Origin of the sequence: Gilliamella sp. Pas-s25, assembly GCF_009795885.1 — a bacterium.
In the GTDB taxonomy this organism is placed as follows: Bacteria; Pseudomonadota; Gammaproteobacteria; order Enterobacterales; family Orbaceae; genus Gilliamella.
The window spans coordinates 1-20,065 of sequence record NZ_WTEV01000039.1 but is presented as its reverse complement, the minus strand read 5'-3'; the positions used below and the strand labels follow the sequence as shown (position 1 = coordinate 20,065).

Here is a 20,065-nt window from a genome sequence, read left to right as displayed (position 1 = left end):
ATGTGAGAGTAGGGTGCCGCCAGACTTTTAAATTAGAGAGAGCCCAGCAGTGATGCTGGGCTTTTTTGCTTTTAAAGTTTTATTTTTTATATATCATTATTTCATGATATATAAAAAAGATACTGAGTTGCTTTTGCTTTATCTGTAGCAGCTCGAACTTAACTTTAACCTATCTTATATTTTTATCTGTTACTGATGTGTATTTAGGTTTTTTTCTTAAATTATTTAGCCAGTTTTTATCATCATCTTTCCACCAATATTCTTTATATATAGTGGGTTGTTTAAACTCATAAATGCTAATTAAACCTAACAAACCTGATGGTGAATCTGCCATAAAATCCCAACCATTTTTTTCAGCACAGTACATTTTTAACCTTTCGTCAAACCAAATTTGGTACCCTTTTTTATCTAATATATTGAGTGCAGTGTTTGATATGTTTGAATATTCGGATAATGCTGGCATAAAATCAATCCTATTTCATATAATAGTAAAATTTTATCGAAGAGTTTAAATTTTTGTCTTAATTATATTTTCATTAATTGTGATTTATTTATTTTTAACACAGTATTTTATCCTCCTTTTTTATATAGACAAAGCAAAATAACCGTCACCTATTTAGCTAAATGTTTTGTGGTCAGTCGTCCAACCATTTATAACGAGCTAAAAAGCCAGATTGAAGATGGTGTGTTAACCCAATGCCTTTAACCACGGAATATATTTATTTGGATAAAGATGAGAATATTAAGGCTAGGAATCTATTTGTTAAAAAGTGTAATAATCATTGTATAAATAAAAATTCACTCAATCTGTCTTTCTTGAATCGAATGGAAAAGTAGAAAACGTGATACGCACTTTAATGGTGATGTGTATAATTAGCAAATAGTTGTTATAAAATATAGAAAATTTATTAACGTTTATAATACGCTTAAACTACATAAAAGGATTTCGAGGAAAACGCCTTATGTTTTTTTAGAAGATTATTTTAATCATGAAGTGTAAACAATCCAGTGTTTTTCTACATAATGGCAACTACGCTTAGTTATTTACTCAGTAAGATTGTGATATTGAGCATTTTATTTATGTCGAAAAAATAAATCATACTGATAGTATCTGTAGTTTAGATCTTGGCGCTCGGTTGTTTTAAAATGCAACTGCAAGTTAAAGATATCTACTAGCTAGGGAAATAAAGCTAAAATCAAAATGAATAAACCAGAATTTAATCATCAAATCAATGAATTAATTGCTATGTTGACATCTAAAGGGTTTGTTATAAAAGGTTGTAATGATCAACAATTGGCTCAACTTGAACGCCAATATGGTCAGCTTCCTAAATTTTATAAAATTTTTCTGTCAAAACTGGGGATTAATGCGGGTGATTTTATGCTCGGTACAGCTGTGTTATTTCATGAAATTGAAGATATAAATCAAGGCACTTTAGTCTTAATGACCGAAAACAATATTTCTATTCCCAATAATCTCTACGCTTTTTTATTACATCAAGGTTATTCAAGTCTATTCTTTATCGATAGACATGATGATCCTATGGTCTATTGTTATACAGAAGGTGACGTAATAAAAAATTTAAATTACAGGTTTAGCCAATGTATATCGGCTGAAATAGCATTGTATAAAACGTATCAGACAGAGTAAATGATGTTATTTTTATGCCTTAGTGCCTATTAAAATGATGACAAACCTGTTAGGTACTAAAATCATATTGAATAAAAAGGTTATGGGTATATGAAATATACTAAAGATGAATATATTCGATTAGGGCGAACATTACAAACAACAATTATTGATGATCTGTCCAATAGTGCTTCACAATTTACTACTATTGCAATAAATTTTAAAAATCAAAAATATAGGGTTCTTTACGAAGTTATAAAATTAGTAGATGGTGTGGATTTTTTTGACGAACATGAAACGATTATTGATGAAATTCATGAATTCAATTTGTATCAACAAATGATAGATTATTTAGGCTCTATTGGTATTGATATAGATCAATTGGGGCCAGCAAAAGGATCAAAAATAATATTTTGATTTAGGAAAAGTGATAAAGATATTAAATTCATTTTTTATATAACATTATTTATTTTACGCAATTAGTAAATTAATATCATGCTATTACAAAGCAAAATAAATATAGAATAATACAACTGAATTTTAGTGATTTCATGCGTCTGAATGTTCTATCACTATCGCCTAATTATGCGATCACCTACTAGTTAAAATCAGACAAAATGGCATTAGTTTTGGTCATGAAGATACGATTATTTGTTGTCTAGTTATCTTACCACCAATGCTAATATGCAATAAGCTAAAATTTATTCTATTTAAAATAATATTATATAAATTATTATTTTGGCAGGGTATATTTTCTTTGCAAACTAACGTGATAATATGGATATATTTAGTATCAAATCCATATGAAGATGAAAAATAAATACGTAATTATTTTTACTATTCAACCAGTGCTTATACTAGAATCATGGAAAAACAATGAAATATTATGCAAAGCTAATTGCTATAGATCCATATATTGAGGAGCAGGCTACTTTTGATTTTGGTCAATATCAACTTTGCTGTTTTATCAATTCTTCCGCTTGCGCACTCAATCAGGACAATATTTATCTATTAGAACTTAATTTTTGTTTTATTGACGAAATAAAGCCCAAACTATCTAGAGATAAACATTTTTCTATTATCCAACAAGCTGATACTTTTGTTCATCATATTAATGGCTATCTATTTGAAAATAGAGTAGTACTATCGAATCTTGTGTTTCAAGATGATTTATTTTATGATTTTGCTTACTTAAGTGATGATTTTGTTAAGTTTAATGTTGATAGGCTTTCTATTGATATTTTAAATAACAAATAAGCTTTTTAGGATTAAGTATGATACAAATGATATCCAATGTTGTAGTAAAGCCTTTACCTCTCAGGAAACCTGGCGAAATCTATTCATTTATTCAAGTTGATGGTGTTTGCTGTAATGAAAAAATAAAGGGGGGCTATTTAGAAGCGGCTTTTAGTTATAATGATGATTATATCTTAGTTTTTGTGTCGCAAAATGGTGATGCTTGGGAAGAAATTTTATCTATTTATTTACTTGATTTAAAAGGTAATGAAATCGTTGATCGAGCCAGAATTGGTGGTGGCGCATATGCTTGGCTTAGTGCTTGTTATCTTCGTGATATTAAAATTTTATCCGATAATACGATAAGTTTTGAATTTATGTCGCTTAAGGATTCTGAGGGTTGGTTACTAGAGCTTTTTAACAAACCGATAAAAACCTTTCCGTTTGCACTTAGATATCTACCTTACATCTCCCGTCCAATTTCTTCCCAACGCTATTTTTTGATCAAAAAGAATAAAATATCACTTAAATAGATAAAATACTAAAATCTTTGTATTGAAATAATAGATAGTTATTAAGATGAAAAATTATTTATAATTAATTAGCTATATATTTTTTGCATATTGATAATCAATATAGCGATGATCGTTGTTGCGAGTTAGGATTTACCTTTAAATAACAATTCTATTTACCTTACAATATTATTAAAGAGGCGAAATGGTAGCTAAAATCATTCTGCAAGATACGCTCAATGAGCAAGATTTTCTACGGTTTGCCGAAAAGTGGCAGCAAAATGTATCGATCATCATTGAATCAACATTACAACACAACGATGCAAAAAATTGTATTTTTAACTTTGCCTTAAATCATATTCCAGATTCATTTGCCGAAGCAGTGATTGATATTTTTCTGGAAGATAGTGATTTTATTATGAGTGATGAGGATCTGCTAAAATGTGTAAGGAAAGGCTCCATCGGTTTAAAACAGAGTATACGTTATCGAAAAAAGACCCCGCAATATATTCTTGATTTATGTAACCAAGAGTAACTAACATTTTATCAATACTTAAGGAATACCAAAGATGTTAGATTTTTCTTACTTATCGGATCAAAACGGCAGTAAGCCATCTGTTGTTTTAAGTGATAAAAAAATACAATTACTTGAGCAAGCTTTTATCGATTTAAAGCAGAAAACAGGCATCATAATTGATGCTTATGGTCGATGTAGAATCTATCCTAATCATCAAAGAATATTAATTAACTTGTTACAAAAACATCACGACAACGAAATCCAAAAGCTAGTCATGTGACTTAAGCAAGCTGTGCGTGAAGAAGAAGTCATTATTGCTGATGGCTTCTTAAATTTTTTAATTTTTTGGGAGAAATGATGAATTTTATTGCTATACGAGATATGCTTTCTAACATAGAAAACATGCCATACAGTTTTTTCTACCTTCCCGCTGACCACTCATCTTGGACACTTGATACCCAAGGAGTTTTTAGTCTTGAGGATGAAGATATTTTAGATGATTGTGATTCAAATCTGCCTAAACAAGCTATAGATGAAGGTTGGATACCAACGCTAGAAAAAGCCGAGATTGAAGATATTATTAGTGTGGCTAACAATGAATTAGATAATCCAACATTAGAGGATTTATTTAGCTCTTTTGTCTTTTATTTTGAAAACGATGCTTTCTTACAATACACTAATTAAGCCTGCTAAAAAATTATGTACTTTGTTTTTGGTCACCAATAGCGCAAGTATGTTAATCTTTTATAGTATTCAAGTATGATGATTTTTGACAATAAAAAAACAGGTGATTTGCTATCACACTTATCGAATAGACTTAATCAAATAGGTATTTTTTTACAATCAAATATTGCTAGGCAGTTTAAATTAACGGATATGGCTAGTTATGTGCATGTTAATATCTTAAAACAGCAAATTTATCTGCGTTTCAAATTATCAATTAACAGTATGGAACTATTTGATAATGATATTGTTAATATTCGCCTAACAAATGATAAGATACATGTAACTTGCTTTGTTTACTCAAATTATGGCATGGATAATGTGATGGAATATCAAGATAATATTGATAATTTTGAGTTGACTATTGTCGACAACATTTCTCTTAAATTGTTGTCATGTATTCAATCACATATTAACTTTATTACATAAAACCATGTTGCAATGAGAATGGATCAGATAGGATAGCAAAAAAATGAACGAAATATGGGTATTTAATGGTGCAGGTGCAAGTTTTCCTGCTGGTATATTCACCTCGTTAACTGAGGCTAAAACTTGGATTGAAAAACATCAATTAACTGGTGTGTTAACCCGTTATCCAGTGAATACTGGGGTGTATGATTGGGCGATTGCTAATGATTTATTTACTGCCAAACAAGCGTGGCACACCAAGCCTACTTTTATTGAATCTTTTACTTGTGCTTCAATGGAACACTACCATTTTGAAGCAGGACAGCAGCAATAGCGTTAAAACAAAAACAGTACTAATCATTAAAGCTATTCTGAAAACACTGAGTTATTGACACAATATACCATTTAAAACATTGACAAAGAAAGGAAATAAGTGGTGGAAAAATTTATCATATTACTTAAAAAAAAGGGAATAAATTATTTTATTAAAAACAATAAAATAATCATTGATGGTAATGTGGACTTATATCATACAAATATTAAGGCACTTCCTAATAATTTATCAATTAGTGGGCATCTAAATTTAGCTCATTCACATATAGAAGAATTACCTCAAAATTTAGTGATTGGTGGTAATCTAAATTTAAGTTATACCCATATCCAAACATTGCCTGATAATCTATCAGTTGGTGGTGATTTATATTTAGCTTACAGCGATATTAAAACATTACCTAACACTTTTTTTGTGGAGGAAATTTAGATTTAGACTCATCAAAAATAGAATCGTTACCTGATAACTTAACCGTACTTGGTAACTTAATTTTGCAATATACTAAGATAAAAGCATTACCTGAACATATCACAGTTAAGGGAAATTTAAATTTATACGATACTCAAATTGAAGTATTACCAACATATTTATCAATTGGTGGGGGGATTAGATTTAAGCTATACAAATATCACAAGTTTACCAGAAAAGTTCTCTATTAATGGTAATTTAGCATTAAGTGGCACTAAATTAACAAACCTGCCTGAAGGTCTTTCTGTTTCTGGAAGTTTAGAACTTGAATATACTGAGATTCAAACATTGCCACGTAATCTTACTATAGGTGGTAATTTAGATTTATTTCACACGCAAATCAATAAATTATCAGAAAATTTATCAGTTGGAGGTTATCTAAGTTTACAAAATCAAAAAATTAGCACCTTGCCCGAAAATTTATCCGTAAACGGAACTTTATACATTGATGCGACAGAGATTAAACGATTACCAGAAAGTTTACAGGTAAATCATGTATTGATTTTAGATATCGAAAAAATCGAAAATATTGTTTATTATAAAAATCTTGAAGGGTTTGCTTCAACAATTTTTGCTTGTTGGATCAATAATGAATTTACTATTGTTGCCGCTCGTTTTTTAGGTGCACTTAAAACATTTGAAGAACATGTTGATAAAAATGAATCCTATGAAAATGCAATCAATTACAAAATCGCAGCTAGGGAATGTGTAAAAAAATTAGCTAAAAAACTGAATAAACCTTTTTTATCTAACAGCCTCTAATCTGTCTGATAATTAGGTAAAAACAAAGATATTAATCCAGTAATCTTGTAAATATGTAAGATAATATCTTACTATTCATTACCTAATAGGTATTTAAATTTATGGCGCTAGATTTTATTATCGACTTTGACAATCAGCAATCGGCAAGATTTACCATGAGCGAAGATCTCCATGGAAAAATATTTAGTACATCAACCTGCTGGAAAAGTCTTAAACAATTAAAAAAAATTCGTGACTATTACACCGTTAATGTTGTGTTTAATGCTAGCAATTTGGCAATATTGATAACTGATTTAACGCAAATTATGCCACAAATTGAAAATTTTACTCCTGAACTGCAACGGATGATCATCACGCTCAAACAAAAAAATATTAAACAATTACGTGTTACTGGTGATTAATGATTTAGTTATTGAATAATGGATATCAAATACTTAGCCATACGTTTTAGTAATAAAATTTATTATGATGGGGATAACACCACTCAATGTCAGCCGAGTTTAGATTAGTGTTTATAAATCACACATGGTATCAGCAAAACGCCTGTGAGATTGCCAATAAAATTTTATCATTACCCACTTATATTGCTAAAAATAGCGCATACTGTTTATCAGGCTCACCATATTGGGATAATGATAAGAGTAGATTGTTCGATGTCAGACTATTTTTGGAAGATACTCAAATTTTTATTGAAATAAGTGCTCATCCGCCTAGGATCGAAAAAGATTTAGCGCAGTTATTTACATGGATAAGAAGTCAGACTGAGATTAAAATATTAGATGACGATGGACAAATGTCAGGATGGTAAGTCATGATCGCATTGAATGCTAACATTATTAGCTATAAATCAATAGGAAATATTCAAATAGGTGATAACATTCTCACTTATATGGATGAAATGTATCAACGTTTTGACATTAAGTGTCAAGAATGTGAATTGTATACTCCACCTAGTGAGCAAAATAGATGATGCTTCTATTCGGTAAACGATGGCACATTGACAATCACTACCACATTTGACGGCAACATTATTGGAATAGGATGCAACCAAAATTATCAAGGCAAATATTTGAATAAATATCAAAATGAGTTATATGCTGGCATTACCATGGAAGAACTATGCTATCTTACTAAGTTTCGACACCTCTTACTTGGTATGTTGATTGTTGATGATGATTATGGTCTATCTTTTACACTACCTTCACCTTATGATGAAATCGCTGACAATTTAGAAGATATCCCCTATGATTTAAAACTTAATGAAATTTACGTCACGGATTATTCTCAATGGCAGCTCAAGCCACAGAAAAAGAAAACCCCGAAAAAACGCCGTATACCCAAACCTTATTCTTATTTTTAGTGTTAGTTTAAAAATGAGTTAATCAAACTAATATAATGATTCAATTGATAACATGCTAAAAAAGCCCTATTGAAGCTGTTCGTCGCCGTAACCCATAAAAAGGAATATTAAACCATCAATGATGGCATTAAACGTCTAGTTAAAGTTGAAAAATCCATTGCGTATAAAACATTCAGCATGATTTTATCCGCCAGTTTTGTACTCTTTATGGGGCACTTACACAACTGTTCACTGGTTAAATTATATTTTTTGTAAAAAATATTCAGGATTCTATACCGTTTCATGATTAATTAAGAAGTCACAGTCTCTATTTGGTAAAACGTATGATCATCATTGTATCAATAAACAATACCAGAAATTCGCCTGACCGCAAATGACTGGGAAATCTGAAAGCGATTGGAACTTTAATAAAGACGTGGTGTTCACTTGTTAAATTATATTTTTTGTAAAAAATATTCAGGATTCTATACCGTTTCATGATTAATTTAGAAGTTACAGTCTCTATTTGGTAAAACATATGATAACCATCGTATCGATAAACAATTCAAGAAATTCGCCTGACCGAAAATGACTGGGAAATCTGAAAGCAATTGGGGCTTTAATAAAGACGTGGTGTTCACTTGTTAAATTATATTTTTGTAAAAAATATTCAGGATTCTATACCGTTTGGGGATTCATTGAGAATTTACAGTCTCTATTTTGTAAAACGTATGATAACCATCCTATCTTAGTTAATGTTTTAAATTGGCGATAATAAAATTGCGTTTTTATACTAAAACATTATGTTACCCAAATTTTTTATATCAATATCATTTTTCAGCATATTCAACATAAATCAAGCTATCATAAATTTATTTTTTTGACATATATCAAACTTTATAAATTCATATCTGTTTTTCCCTTTATTTCCATTCCATTAAAGATTATCATTATAAATTATAGGGATGTTAATAGATTCCAATATAACAAATCAAATAATGTAATGTCAGCTTTTTAAGGAGTCCATATGCTATTTAACCGTAGACAGTTCTTTAAGATCTGTGCTGGTGGTATGGCAGGAACAACGGTTGCCACACTAGGACTAGCTCCTAATATGGCGCTCGCACAAACTCGCCAATTTAAATTACTCAAATCAAAAGAAACTCGTAATAACTGTACTTACTGTTCAGTTGGCTGTGGAATGTTACTTTATAGCCGTGGAGATGGTGCAAAAAATGCTGAATCATCCATATTCCATGTTGAAGGTGATCCAGACCATCCTGTTAGTCGTGGTTCGCTTTGTCCTAAAGGTGCTGGTGTACTTGACTATATAAAAAGTGAACAACGTGTCAAATACCCTGAATACCGCGCTCCAGGCTCTGATAAATGGCAACAAATTAGTTGGGATGAAGCCATTGACCGCATTGCTCGCTTAATGAAAGCTGACCGAGATAAAAACTTTATTGAAAAAAACGAACAAGGAACGACAGTTAATCGCTGGACAACAACAGGCTGGCTTGTGACCTCGGCTGCGAGTAATGAAACAGGTTGGTTGGCATTCAAAGTTGCACGTGCATTAGGCATGCTAAGCCTTGAAACCCAAGCTAGGGTGTGTCATGGGCCTTCTGTATCAAGTTTAGCTGCTACTTTTGGTCGCGGTGCTATGACTAACAACTGGAATGATATCAAAAATGCCAATGTTGTTATCGTAATGGGCGGTAATGCGGCCGAAGCTCATCCTGTTGGTTTTAAATGGGCTATAGAAGCAAAAATTAATAATGGTGCAGAACTCATTGCCATTGATCCACGTTTTCATCGAACCGCTTCGGTTGCTGATCACTATGTACCGATTCGCTCAGGATCTGATATTGCATTTTTGCTCGGTATTATTAATTATCTTATTACCCATAATGAAGTTAACTTTGATTATTTGGTCACTCACAGTAATGCTAGCTTAATTGTGCGTGATGATTTTAATTTTGATGCCAATAGTGGGTTATTTAGCGGTTATGATTCGGCTAATCGCCAATATGATCAAACCAGTTGGGCATATCAAAAAGATGAAAATGGTTATGCGCTTCGAGATAAAACACTCAGTCATCCTCGTTGTGTTTGGAATCTATTAAAACAACACGTTAGCCGTTATACGCCTGAAATGGTGAATAAAGTAACTGGAAGCCCCGTTGACGGATTCTTACATGTTTGTCGTTCACTTGCAAGCACCAAAACTAATGATAGAGCAGCCACCTTTTTATATGCATTAGGATGGACTCAGCATTCTTATGGTTCACAAATTATCCGTACGGCTGCAATGATTCAGCTTATCTTAGGAAATATTGGCGTAATGGGCGGTGGAATTAATGCACTACGTGGGCATTCCAATATTCAAGGTTTAACTGATGTTGGTTTATTATCTAATCGTTTACCCGCTTATCTTGATTTACCTAAAGATTCACAGGTTTCACTCGAACAGTATTTAGCGGAAAAAACGCCCAAACCTCTAGGACCAGACGAAGTTAATTTTTGGGCAAATTACCCAAAATTCTTTGTCAGTTTTATGAAGTCAATGTATGGTGATAAATCAACTCAAGATAACAATTGGGGATTTGACTGGTTACCAAAATGGGATAAAACCTATGATGTGTTAAGATTCAGTAAAATGATGCGTGATGGTCAAGCCAATGGTCTTATTTGCCAAGGTTTCAATCCTCTTGCAGCGTTACCAGATAAAAATAGTATCCGTAACGGATTATCAAACTTGAAGTTTTTAGTTAGCATTGACCCTATGCCAACTGAAACGGCAGAGTTTTGGAAAAATCATGGTGAATCGAATGATGTCGATCCAAGCCAAATCCAGACAGAAGTTTTTAGGCTTCCTGCAAACTGTTTTGCTGAAGAAAACGGCACTATTGTTAACTCTTCGCGTTTACTGCAGTGGCACTGGGCTGCAGCAAGACCGCCTTATGAGTCATTATATGACCCAGAAATCATCGCTCGTATCTTTCTTAGAATGAAAGAGTTATATGCCGAAGAAGGGGGGGCATATCATGAGCCAATTAATAACTTAGTTTGGAATTATCAAAATCCAGAAGGTCCGGCTGCAGAAGAGTTAGCGCAAGATTATAATGGGCGAGCCCTTGCTGATCTCACCGATGCAAATGGTAATATTATACTTAAAAAAGGGCAGCTACTAAGTGGCTTTTCCCAACTAAAAGCAGATGGAACAACATCATCAGGAATATGGATATTTTGCGGTTCATGGACAGAACAAGGCAACCAAATGGCAAGGCGTGATCCTAGCGATCCGTCAGGTAAAGGTATTCATGCCGGTTGGGCTTGGGCATGGCCGATGAATCGGCGTGTACTTTATAATCGTGCCTCGGCGGATGAAAACGGCAAGCCATGGGATCCCAAACGCGTACTGGTAAAATGGAATGGTTCAAGCTGGGACGGTAATGATGTCCCTGATTTTACCGCAACGTTATCACCAAGTGCTGGAGCGGGTGCCTTTATCATGAATAACGATGGTTTAGGCGGATTGTTTTGTTTAAATCGATTAGTCGATGGTCCATTCCCTGAGCATTATGAACCGTTTGAAACACCAATTACCAATAATCCATTACATCCAAATCAAGTGAGCAGCCCTGTGGCGCGCGCATTTAAAGAGGATTTGGCTCGCTTAGGAAATGCCAGTGAATTTCCTTATGTTGGTACAACTTACAGTATCACTGAGCATTTCCACTTTTGGACTCAACATGCAAAACTGGCTTCTATTACTCAGCCAGAACAGTTTATTGAGCTTAGTGAAAACTTAGCCAATAAAAAAGGCATAAAACTAGGCGATACCGTAAAAGTGACTTCATATCGCGGTTATATCAAAGCTAAAGCTGTTGTGACAAAGCGCCTTCCGACATTAACTGTTGATGGTAAAGAAATCGAGACCATTGGAATTCCTATTGTTTGGGGATTCACAGGTCAGACGAAGAAAGGATTTTTGGTGAATGAATTAACGCCACATTTAGGTGATGCCAATTCACAAACGCCAGAATATAAATCATTTTTAGTCAATATTGAAAAAGTGACCAGTGCGGCATAGGGAGGAAGATAAATTATGTCATTACAAACACAAGATATTATTCGCCGCTCGGGAACCAATTCGTTAACGCCAGCGCCACGAGCACGCGATTACCAACAAGAAGTGGCTAAATTAATTGATGTAACTACATGTATTGGCTGTAAGGCTTGTCAAGTTGCGTGTAGCGAATGGAATGATCTTCGTGCCGAAGTGGGTAATACTGTCGGCGTTTATGATAATCCGGCTGATTTGGAGCCAAAAGCATGGACAGTGATGCGTTATTCAGAAGTTGAGGTTAACGGCAAATTTGAATGGCTGATTCGTAAAGATGGCTGTATGCACTGTTCTGATCCTGGTTGTTTAAAAGCCTGCCCATCAGAAGGCGCTATCATTCAATACGCCAATGGTATTGTTGATTTTCAATCGGAACACTGCATTGGTTGTGGTTATTGTGTCGCTGGTTGCCCGTTCAATATTCCTCGAATTAGCAAAGAAGATAATCATTCCTACAAATGTACTTTATGTGTGGATCGCGTTGCGGTTGGGCAAGAACCTGCTTGCGTTAAAACCTGCCCAACTGGTGCTATTCACTTTGGTACTAAACAAGATATGATTCGTCATGCTGAAAATCGTATTGTAGACTTAAAAAAACGTGGTTTTGAGCATGCTGGCCTTTATGATCCACAAGGGGTTGGTGGTACTCACGTTATGTATGTTTTACACCATGCTGATCAACCAGAACTGTATCACGGCCTACCAAAAGATCCGCAAATTAGTGAAATCGTCAAATTTTGGAAGGGTATTTGGAAACCGTTATCCGCAGCTGCATTTGTTGCAACATTTGGAGGGTTGCTTTTTCATTACATGGGGGTTGGTGCAATTGAAGTGGATGAAGATGACATTGAACAAGAAAAAGAAGCTGATAGGCAAGCCCGAAAACGTCTAGGTTTACCCGTTTTTGGTCGCAAAAATAGTGCTAATTCATCACAACAGGAGAATCATCATGAATAAAAAAGGCATGATTTTAAGAACACCACTTATTGTTCGTTTTTGCCACTGGTGTATGGTGTGCCTGTTTATTCTTACTGCACTATCGGGCTTATCCTTGTTTTTTCCATCAATTAAACTGTTTGGTTTATTCCTTGGTACACCACAATTAGTTAGGGCATTACACCCAATTATTGGTTGTGTTGTTTTTGTCTTACTGATGTTTATGTTTTTAAAGCTTGCACGTCATAATATACCTAATAAACAAGATATTGTATGGTTAAAAAACTTTAAAAGCGTCATTATGGGCAAAGAAGAAGGTATTCCAATTGGCAAGTATAATGTCGGTCAGAAGTTTTTATTCTGGTGCATTATGAGCTTAATTTTTGTATTATTTATTACTGGACTAATCATGTGGCGCCGATATATTTCTGATTATTTTCCAGTACAGGTTGTACGTATTGCAATATTCTTCCACTCGTTTGCCGCTATTGCTTTAATTTTACTTGCTATTGGCCATGCTTATATGGCAATTTGGGTTAAAGGCTCTATTAAAGGGATGATAACAGGTTACGTATCACGTGCTTGGGCACGAAAAAATCATTCTACTTGGTATGAGGAAGAAATGGAAAAAATTTATCAAAATGAACTAAATGCAAAGACCAAGTCTGAAGTAGAATCTACAGACGCTGAGCACAAGCCAGCATAGTTGCTCTCATCTATCTGTAATTGTATTTTCCGCTGATAGTCACTATCAGCGGAGTTATCTTAAAAGTAAAAATCAGTGATAAGTGAAATCACAATCAATGAGCATTTATAATGAGTATCAAAATCATCCCACAAGATCAACTTGAACTACAAGCGAAAAACTCAGTTATTAAACAAATTCCATTACTCTTTTATCCATCGCCTAAAACCCTGTATATTCATCGAGCAGAGCGTTTAACGAGCCTTGCAAACAATAGTCCTATTAGTGATTATTTAAAATTTTGTGCAATAATCGCTGAAAAACAAGCGAATTTAATTAAACATAAGCCTATAGATATTGATGTATCGTGTTTATTAAATAACGATCACCCGCCACTTAGTTTAGCTAATTTACCACTTCAAAACACTTGGCAAGATTACTTAACTTCATTATTGAACTCATTTTCTGATACAACGCAGCAAATCACTTTAGTCATAGAGCAGCTTAAAAAAAATAGTTCTCTAGAATTACAAGATAAAGCATTGCATTTACTTAAAGGAGAATTTGATCGAGTCGATGGCAATGAAACAATATTTATTTGGTCATCATTATCAGTTTATTATTGCCAACTTGCCAGCCAAATTAAAGGTAAAGCTATCGCAGAAAATACCGATAAACTTTGGTTGTGTCCTGTTTGTAATAGCATGCCAACAGCTAGCGTGATTCAATTAGGTAGTCACAATGGTTTGCGCTATTTGCACTGTAGTTTATGTGAAAGTGAATGGTATGTACCTAGAGTTAAATGTACCTGTTGCGATAACATGAAAGACATACAATATCTTGCACTAGAAAAGGAACTCGCAGCAACAAAAACTGAGTGTTGTGACGTTTGCCATAGTTATCTAAAAATACTTGATCAAGACAAAGACCCTCATATTGAAGTCATTGCTGACGATATTGCCTCATTGATATTAGATATCAAAACAGAAGAAGAAGGGTTTGCAAAAAGTGGTATAAACCCTTTTATATTTGCTAAATAAAAAAACTTATATACTGATACCTATAAAAAATAAGCTTTATGAGTATCAGTATATAAAATAATTTATTAAAAATAATTAATTGGTTAAGTTATATTGTAATGATGACATTTGTTTATATAATGATTAATTAATAAATATAGCTTAACTTTTTTGATTAATAACGCTAGAATAAAACTATTGTACTAGTTTGCGAGTTCAATTTATGAAACGTTTTATTTTATTAATAATATTTTTGTTCACACCTTTTTTAAGTTTTGCAAATACAATAAGAAATGTCGCAATTACTGCTATTGTTGAACATCCTTCATTAGATCAAATTCGTGATGGTGTTAAAGATGAATTGGCAGAAAACGGCTATAAGTTAAACGAGAATTTAGCGGTGCAATATAAAAGTGCACAAGGAAGCAGTGCTACCGCAGCCCAAATAGCTAGACAATTTGTCGCCGCTAAACCAGACGTCATTGTGGCAATTGCAACACCAAGCGCTCAAGCAACTGCAGCTGCAACCAAACAAATCCCTGTTGTATTTGCGGGCATTACCGATCCTATCGCGGCTAAATTAGTTAAAAACTGGCAACCGACAGGCACAAACATCACAGGTGTTTCTGATTATCAAGAGATAGGTCCACAAATCGACTTTATGAAGAAAATCGTCCCTAATGTCAAATCGGTAGGCTATATTTATAGCCCAAGCGAAATTAATTCAACTGTCGTGTTAAAAAATCTACAAAAGCTTTTATCTCAACAAAATATTGCTTTGATTGCAGTGCCAGCCCAACGAACTGCTGATATTTCAACTGCTGTTAATACATTAAAAGGTAAAGTCGATTTAATCTATACAACAACCGATAACAATGTGGTTTCGGCTTATGAGTCATTAGTCAAATTTGCCAATGAAAATAAAATCCCACTTTTAGCTTCGTTCCCTGATGCCATCGAACGCGGAGCTGTTGCAGCATATGGTATGAGTTACTATGATGTAGGTCGTCAATCAGGTAAACTAGTTGTTCGAATATTAAAAGGTGAAAAACCAGGAAGTATTACCCCAGAAATAGGGCAAGCCCTACGCCTTGTCATCAATATGGAAGCTGCTAAAAAACAAGGAATAACCTTGCCTTCTGAAGTTATTCAATCTGCTTACAAAGTCATAGGCAATAATTAAGCCCAACCTAATTAGAATGAATCAAGAACTTTGCTCATTTAATTAGGTGGGCAAAGAAAAATGGTATAAATAACCCTCTATTAACCAATTAATATAACCTATAATTCTTGCAATCGAATAACTAGATGAGTATCACTTAACATAGTATGCCGATATGGCAGTAAATGACTGATAAGTGTAATAAAATATTTACACTTATAACGGTTTTTACGCTAGAAAATTATCTATTTTTGCTTTATAGTAACTCAACATTTAGCTTGGTTGTAAAAAAAATATTACAGGAGTGCCTTATGCGTAATTCTATTATTAAACTTTTTATGCTACTTAGTTTATCGTTTGCAGCATTTTACTCTTCAGCAGATCCTAAAACTGAACAAAAATTTGTTGCTATTACAGCAATCGTTGAACACCCGGCATTAGATAATGTGCGCAAAGGTGTTGAAGATGAGTTAAAGGACAATGGTTACATTGCTGGCGAAAATTTAAAATTACAATTTTCAAGCGCACAAGGCAGTAGTGCCAATGCAGCCCAAATTGCGAAACAATTTGTAGCAAGTAAACCAGATGTTATCGTCGGAATAGCCACGCCAAGTTCACAAGCATTAGTTGCCACAACAAAACGCATTCCGATAGTTTTCACTGCCGTTACCGATCCAGTGGTAGCCAAATTAACACCAAGTTGGGATGCATCAAAAACAAATGTGACAGGTGTATCTGATGCCTTATCGCTTGATGCGCAAATTGAGCTAATGCTAAAAATAAAACCCGATGCTAAAAATATTGGTTATGTTTATAGTCCAAGCGAAACTAATTCAACCATTATACTCAAACAATTGCAGGTTGAACTAGAAAAGCGAGGTATGAAAATTATTGCCGCTCCAGCCCAGCGCACTTCTGATATATCAACAGCGGCTAGAAGTTTAAAAGGTAAGGTAGATATGATTTATACTACTACTGATAATAACGTAGTTTCTGCGTATGAAGCTTTAGCTAAAGTGGCTAATGAAAGTAAAATCCCCCTTATTGCCTCTAATCCTGAATCGGCAGAACGTGGCGCAATTGCCGCTTTAGGTATGAGTTATTATGATCTTGGTCGCCAAGCTGGTAAAATTGTTATCCGTATACTTAATGGTGAAAACCCTGGCGATATTGCACCGCAAGTAGGCAATATCACTCAATTAACAATAAATAAAAAAGCCGCTGAACGACAAGGTGTTATATTATCTGAAAATGTATTAAAATCAGCGACCAAAATTGTCGAAAAATAAATTTACTATTTTCTAACTCAATCGCCAACTTTGGCGATTAATTTTAATGGATTTTTTCATGTCTTTTGAATTTTTATTAGGCTCAATTGGAATTGGACTTATTTATGCACTAGTAAGTTTAGGTGTATTTATCTCTTTCCGTTTACTTGATTTTCCTGACCTCACTGCAGATGCGAGCTTCCCTCTTGGTGGCGCAGTATGTGGATTGTGCATCTATGTAGGCATCGATCCTTGGATCGCAACATTATTGGGTATGTTTGCTGGCTGTCTTGCTGGCGCCATGACTGGAATATTGTACGTGAAGCTCAATATTCTTCAATTATTATCAAGTATTATTGTTATGATAGGGCTCTATTCTATTAATTTAAGAATATTAGGTATTGGACCTTACGTTATGGATGAAACAACTCGACTAGCAGGTTCACCTAATCTTTCTTTACTTGATGCCAAAACAATATTTTCACCATTTATTGCTGACGACTACAGTAATCAATATATTGTGCAACCTCTTATGATATTAGGCTTTGTGCTTGTATTTTGGATGTTACTAAATCTATTTTTAAATACTCAAAAAGGATTAGCCTTAAGAGCAACAGGAACTAATCCTCGAATGGCAAAATCTCAAGGGATACCAACAGATAGCATAACCATTTTGGGTATGGCCATCTCAAATGGTTTAATTGCGCTAGGTGGTTCCCTTTTTGTGCAAACGCAAGGTAGTGCTGATATTACCATTGGTGTTGGTACAATTGTAATTGGTCTTGCCTCAATTATTATCGGTGAAAGCCTATTCCCAGCTAAACGTATTTGGGCTGTGATGCTAGCTGTTATTTTCGGCTCTATTTTATATCGTTTATTCATTGCTTTTGCACTTAGTAATGAGTTTTTACAAGAAATCGGTGTTGGAACAGAAGATCTAAATCTAATCACAGCAATACTTGTTGTGCTAGCTCTAGTTGTGCCTAAGCAATTAAAAAAACACGCCAAAATAAGAGGGAAGTAAGCATGATTAAAGTAGAACAGTTGCAATTAACCTTTAATCGAGGCACTCCGATCGAAAATCATGTGTTACGAGGATTAAATCTCAATATTAGTCAGGGCGAATTTGTCACCATTATAGGCAGTAATGGCGCAGGAAAAAGTTCGTTGCTCAATGTGATTAGTGGGGATTTACTTGTTGACTCAGGTCATGTTGTTATTAATGGGCAAAATGTAACTCGCTGGCCAGCATGGAAAAGAGCCGGTATGGTGGCTCGCGTATTCCAAGACCCTATGGTTGGCACGTGTGAAAACTTAACTATCGAAGAAAATCTAGCCATCGCCTATAATCGTGGACATCGTTTTAGGCTATCTCCAGCACTTAATCACGAAATCAGGTCAATATTTAAAGAAAAACTGGCTACTTTAAATTTAGGTCTTGAAAATCGGTTATCAGATATGATGGGATTACTTTCTGGTGGTCAAAGACAAGCTATTAGTTTGTTAATGTCAACTTTACAGCCATCTAAAATATTATTGCTTGATGAACATACAGCAGCACTTGATCCCAAAACCGCACAGTTTGTTTTAGAACTTACTAATGAAATTGTTTTAAAAAATCAATTAACTACGATGATGGTTACCCATTCAATGAAACAAGCATTAGAGTATGGCACTAGAACAGTGATGCTTCATCAAGGGCAAGTAGTGCTGGATGTATCTGGAGAACAACGCGCTAAATTAACTGTAACTGATTTATTAGATATGTTTGAAAAAACGCGCGGTGAAAAAGTTACTGATGATGCGTTGCTTTTAGGTTAACGAAAAATCAAAAAGCAATATTTCTATCAAAAATATTGCTTTTTTATATTTATTGCTACAAATTTTATTCTGGTCACATTGCGTTATGCATCGAGCCATTATATTTACTTATCATTACAAATTGTAATAAAACGACCGATGTTTGAGTATAAAACGTTTCATAATATCAAAGAAATAATATTAATTTATCAATCATTGAGCCTCAAAATCAATAAATCCAAAAATTCTAATTAGCTATTTTTAAACACCAATTAATATGATTTCAATTGTTGGCGAACCGCCATCAAGGCAAAGCCTAATAAATTTTTACCTTGCCATGTCAATGGATTATCTATATTAGGGGCATCTTGCGCTAAACCGATTCCCCAAATTTTATCTACGGGACTGGCTTCAACTAAAACTCTTTGTTGAGTAGATAATAAAAAATCAGCTAATTGTCGATTCTGAGAAAATTTAGCGAAGTTACCCTCTATAACAATAGATAAACATTGTTCATCCCATGTTTTATCAACAAATCCTCTGACTTGGCGCCCCAATGACTTAGCAAGGCCAGGGCTGTTAGCTTTAAGGATCTCTTGTAATATCTTTTTATCCTCAAATAATCTCGCTTTCGCTGCCATCATATAATGTTCTGCTGTAGCATAATAAATATCATCAACAATAAATCCACTAGGGTACCATTGGCTAAAGCAAGCTTTGGTAATTATAGAAGAAGGCTCTCTTTGGTTATGCCCCCAAAAATATACATATTTAAACCTTTCTCCTGCTTTATGACGTTGGCATAACTCATCAATATCCACAATCTCTCCTCATGTTATCATTGTTATATTTATTAAAAAGTAATAAAAATGCCCTCAATTGCATAAGAAAGGCTATATAAATAATATTATCATAATGAGTATAAATTTTTGTTTATAAAAATGGCAAGATTAGTTATTTACTTCAAGCTTTGATGTTTTTCTCGTTTTCCATTGAGTATATTCGCTCAAGAGTTATTTTTATAGCTTGATATCAATCGCCCTTTGTCAGTATTAAACTAGGGCGTGTTGATCTTTCGTGATTATTTTTTAGACGGCATGATGTGAGTTATAATAATTCTGCAAAAAACAACCATAACTC

At 33.9% G+C, this 20,065-nt stretch carries 24 protein-coding genes; 22 read left to right on the top strand and 2 right to left on the bottom strand.

Annotation, left to right across the window (positions count from 1 at the left end; translation table 11 throughout):
* Positions 1 to 169: 169 nt before the first annotated feature.
* Positions 170 to 463 carry a hypothetical protein gene (locus tag GQ593_RS12390; protein ID WP_160432314.1) on the bottom strand — a complete coding sequence of 98 codons (294 nt, stop codon included), beginning with the start codon at positions 461 to 463 and terminating at the stop codon, positions 170 to 172.
* Between the two features lie 738 nt (positions 464 to 1,201).
* Between GQ593_RS12390 and GQ593_RS12385 the strand changes: the two genes are divergently transcribed.
* From GQ593_RS12385 to GQ593_RS12280, 22 genes are all read left to right on the top strand, one after another.
* The gene (locus tag GQ593_RS12385; RefSeq protein ID WP_160432313.1) at positions 1,202 to 1,651 is read left to right on the top strand and encodes an SMI1/KNR4 family protein; all 450 of its coding nucleotides are present in this window, start codon (positions 1,202 to 1,204) and stop codon (positions 1,649 to 1,651) included.
* A gap of 90 nt (positions 1,652 to 1,741) precedes the next feature.
* Positions 1,742 to 2,047, top strand: coding sequence for a hypothetical protein (locus tag GQ593_RS12380; RefSeq protein WP_160432312.1), 306 nt, complete (start codon positions 1,742 to 1,744; stop codon positions 2,045 to 2,047).
* A 459-nt stretch (positions 2,048 to 2,506) separates the two neighbouring features.
* Positions 2,507 to 2,887: a hypothetical protein gene (locus tag GQ593_RS12375; RefSeq protein WP_160432311.1), complete on the top strand. Its 381-nt coding sequence runs from the start codon at positions 2,507 to 2,509 to the stop codon at positions 2,885 to 2,887.
* A 17-nt stretch (positions 2,888 to 2,904) separates the two neighbouring features.
* Positions 2,905 to 3,399, top strand: coding sequence for a hypothetical protein (locus tag GQ593_RS12370; protein ID WP_160432310.1), 495 nt, complete (start codon positions 2,905 to 2,907; stop codon positions 3,397 to 3,399).
* A gap of 184 nt (positions 3,400 to 3,583) precedes the next feature.
* The gene (locus GQ593_RS12365) at positions 3,584 to 3,913 is read left to right on the top strand and encodes a hypothetical protein (RefSeq protein ID WP_160432309.1); all 330 of its coding nucleotides are present in this window, start codon (positions 3,584 to 3,586) and stop codon (positions 3,911 to 3,913) included.
* Between the two features lie 34 nt (positions 3,914 to 3,947).
* Complete coding sequence (locus GQ593_RS12360) at positions 3,948 to 4,175, top strand: hypothetical protein (protein ID WP_160432308.1); 228 nt, start codon at positions 3,948 to 3,950, stop codon at positions 4,173 to 4,175.
* Positions 4,176 to 4,252: 77 nt separating this feature from the next.
* Positions 4,253 to 4,579 carry a DUF7716 domain-containing protein gene (locus GQ593_RS12355; RefSeq protein WP_160432307.1) on the top strand — a complete coding sequence of 109 codons (327 nt, stop codon included), beginning with the start codon at positions 4,253 to 4,255 and terminating at the stop codon, positions 4,577 to 4,579.
* 75 nt (positions 4,580 to 4,654) lie between these two features.
* Positions 4,655 to 5,047: a hypothetical protein gene (locus GQ593_RS12350; protein ID WP_160432306.1), complete on the top strand. Its 393-nt coding sequence runs from the start codon at positions 4,655 to 4,657 to the stop codon at positions 5,045 to 5,047.
* 43 nt (positions 5,048 to 5,090) lie between these two features.
* A complete protein-coding gene (locus tag GQ593_RS12345) occupies positions 5,091 to 5,360 on the top strand; it encodes a DUF7710 domain-containing protein (RefSeq protein ID WP_160432305.1) in 270 nt (89 codons plus the stop codon).
* A 102-nt stretch (positions 5,361 to 5,462) separates the two neighbouring features.
* Positions 5,463 to 5,786: a hypothetical protein gene (locus GQ593_RS12340; RefSeq protein ID WP_160432304.1), complete on the top strand. Its 324-nt coding sequence runs from the start codon at positions 5,463 to 5,465 to the stop codon at positions 5,784 to 5,786.
* Between the two features lie 168 nt (positions 5,787 to 5,954).
* The gene (locus GQ593_RS12335; RefSeq protein WP_160432303.1) at positions 5,955 to 6,587 is read left to right on the top strand and encodes a hypothetical protein; all 633 of its coding nucleotides are present in this window, start codon (positions 5,955 to 5,957) and stop codon (positions 6,585 to 6,587) included.
* 101 nt (positions 6,588 to 6,688) lie between these two features.
* Positions 6,689 to 6,988 carry a hypothetical protein gene (locus tag GQ593_RS12330; RefSeq protein ID WP_065638486.1) on the top strand — a complete coding sequence of 100 codons (300 nt, stop codon included), beginning with the start codon at positions 6,689 to 6,691 and terminating at the stop codon, positions 6,986 to 6,988.
* An 86-nt stretch (positions 6,989 to 7,074) separates the two neighbouring features.
* The gene (locus GQ593_RS12325) at positions 7,075 to 7,395 is read left to right on the top strand and encodes a hypothetical protein (protein ID WP_160432302.1); all 321 of its coding nucleotides are present in this window, start codon (positions 7,075 to 7,077) and stop codon (positions 7,393 to 7,395) included.
* Positions 7,396 to 7,656: 261 nt separating this feature from the next.
* Complete coding sequence (locus tag GQ593_RS13695; protein WP_202115491.1) at positions 7,657 to 7,947, top strand: hypothetical protein; 291 nt, start codon at positions 7,657 to 7,659, stop codon at positions 7,945 to 7,947.
* A gap of 1,006 nt (positions 7,948 to 8,953) precedes the next feature.
* Complete coding sequence (gene fdnG, locus GQ593_RS12315) at positions 8,954 to 12,022, top strand: formate dehydrogenase-N subunit alpha (protein WP_160432301.1); 3,069 nt, start codon at positions 8,954 to 8,956, stop codon at positions 12,020 to 12,022.
* Between the two features lie 15 nt (positions 12,023 to 12,037).
* A complete protein-coding gene (fdxH, locus tag GQ593_RS12310) occupies positions 12,038 to 13,012 on the top strand; it encodes a formate dehydrogenase subunit beta (protein ID WP_160432300.1) in 975 nt (324 codons plus the stop codon).
* Entirely contained in the window at positions 13,005 to 13,697 is a 693-nt protein-coding gene (locus GQ593_RS12305) for a formate dehydrogenase subunit gamma (RefSeq protein WP_160432299.1), read from the top strand. The genes fdxH and GQ593_RS12305 overlap by 8 nt, the downstream gene beginning before the upstream one ends.
* Before the next feature lie 110 nt (positions 13,698 to 13,807).
* Entirely contained in the window at positions 13,808 to 14,716 is a 909-nt protein-coding gene (gene fdhE, locus GQ593_RS12300; protein WP_160432298.1) for a formate dehydrogenase accessory protein FdhE, read from the top strand.
* A gap of 202 nt (positions 14,717 to 14,918) precedes the next feature.
* Positions 14,919 to 15,878 (top strand): ABC transporter substrate-binding protein, encoded by a 960-nt coding sequence (locus tag GQ593_RS12295; protein ID WP_160432297.1) that lies wholly within the window; start codon positions 14,919 to 14,921, stop codon positions 15,876 to 15,878.
* A gap of 290 nt (positions 15,879 to 16,168) precedes the next feature.
* Entirely contained in the window at positions 16,169 to 17,146 is a 978-nt protein-coding gene (locus GQ593_RS12290) for an ABC transporter substrate-binding protein (protein WP_160432296.1), read from the top strand.
* 58 nt (positions 17,147 to 17,204) lie between these two features.
* On the top strand, positions 17,205 to 18,149 hold the full coding sequence (locus GQ593_RS12285) for an ABC transporter permease (protein WP_160432295.1): 945 nt from the start codon (positions 17,205 to 17,207) through the stop codon (positions 18,147 to 18,149).
* Between the two features lie 2 nt (positions 18,150 to 18,151).
* Complete coding sequence (locus GQ593_RS12280) at positions 18,152 to 18,946, top strand: ABC transporter ATP-binding protein (protein ID WP_160432294.1); 795 nt, start codon at positions 18,152 to 18,154, stop codon at positions 18,944 to 18,946.
* Positions 18,947 to 19,197: 251 nt separating this feature from the next.
* Here GQ593_RS12280 and GQ593_RS12275 read toward each other — a convergent pair whose 3' ends face one another.
* Positions 19,198 to 19,746: an NADAR domain-containing protein gene (locus tag GQ593_RS12275; RefSeq protein WP_160432293.1), complete on the bottom strand. Its 549-nt coding sequence runs from the start codon at positions 19,744 to 19,746 to the stop codon at positions 19,198 to 19,200.
* Positions 19,747 to 20,065 lie beyond the last annotated feature (319 nt).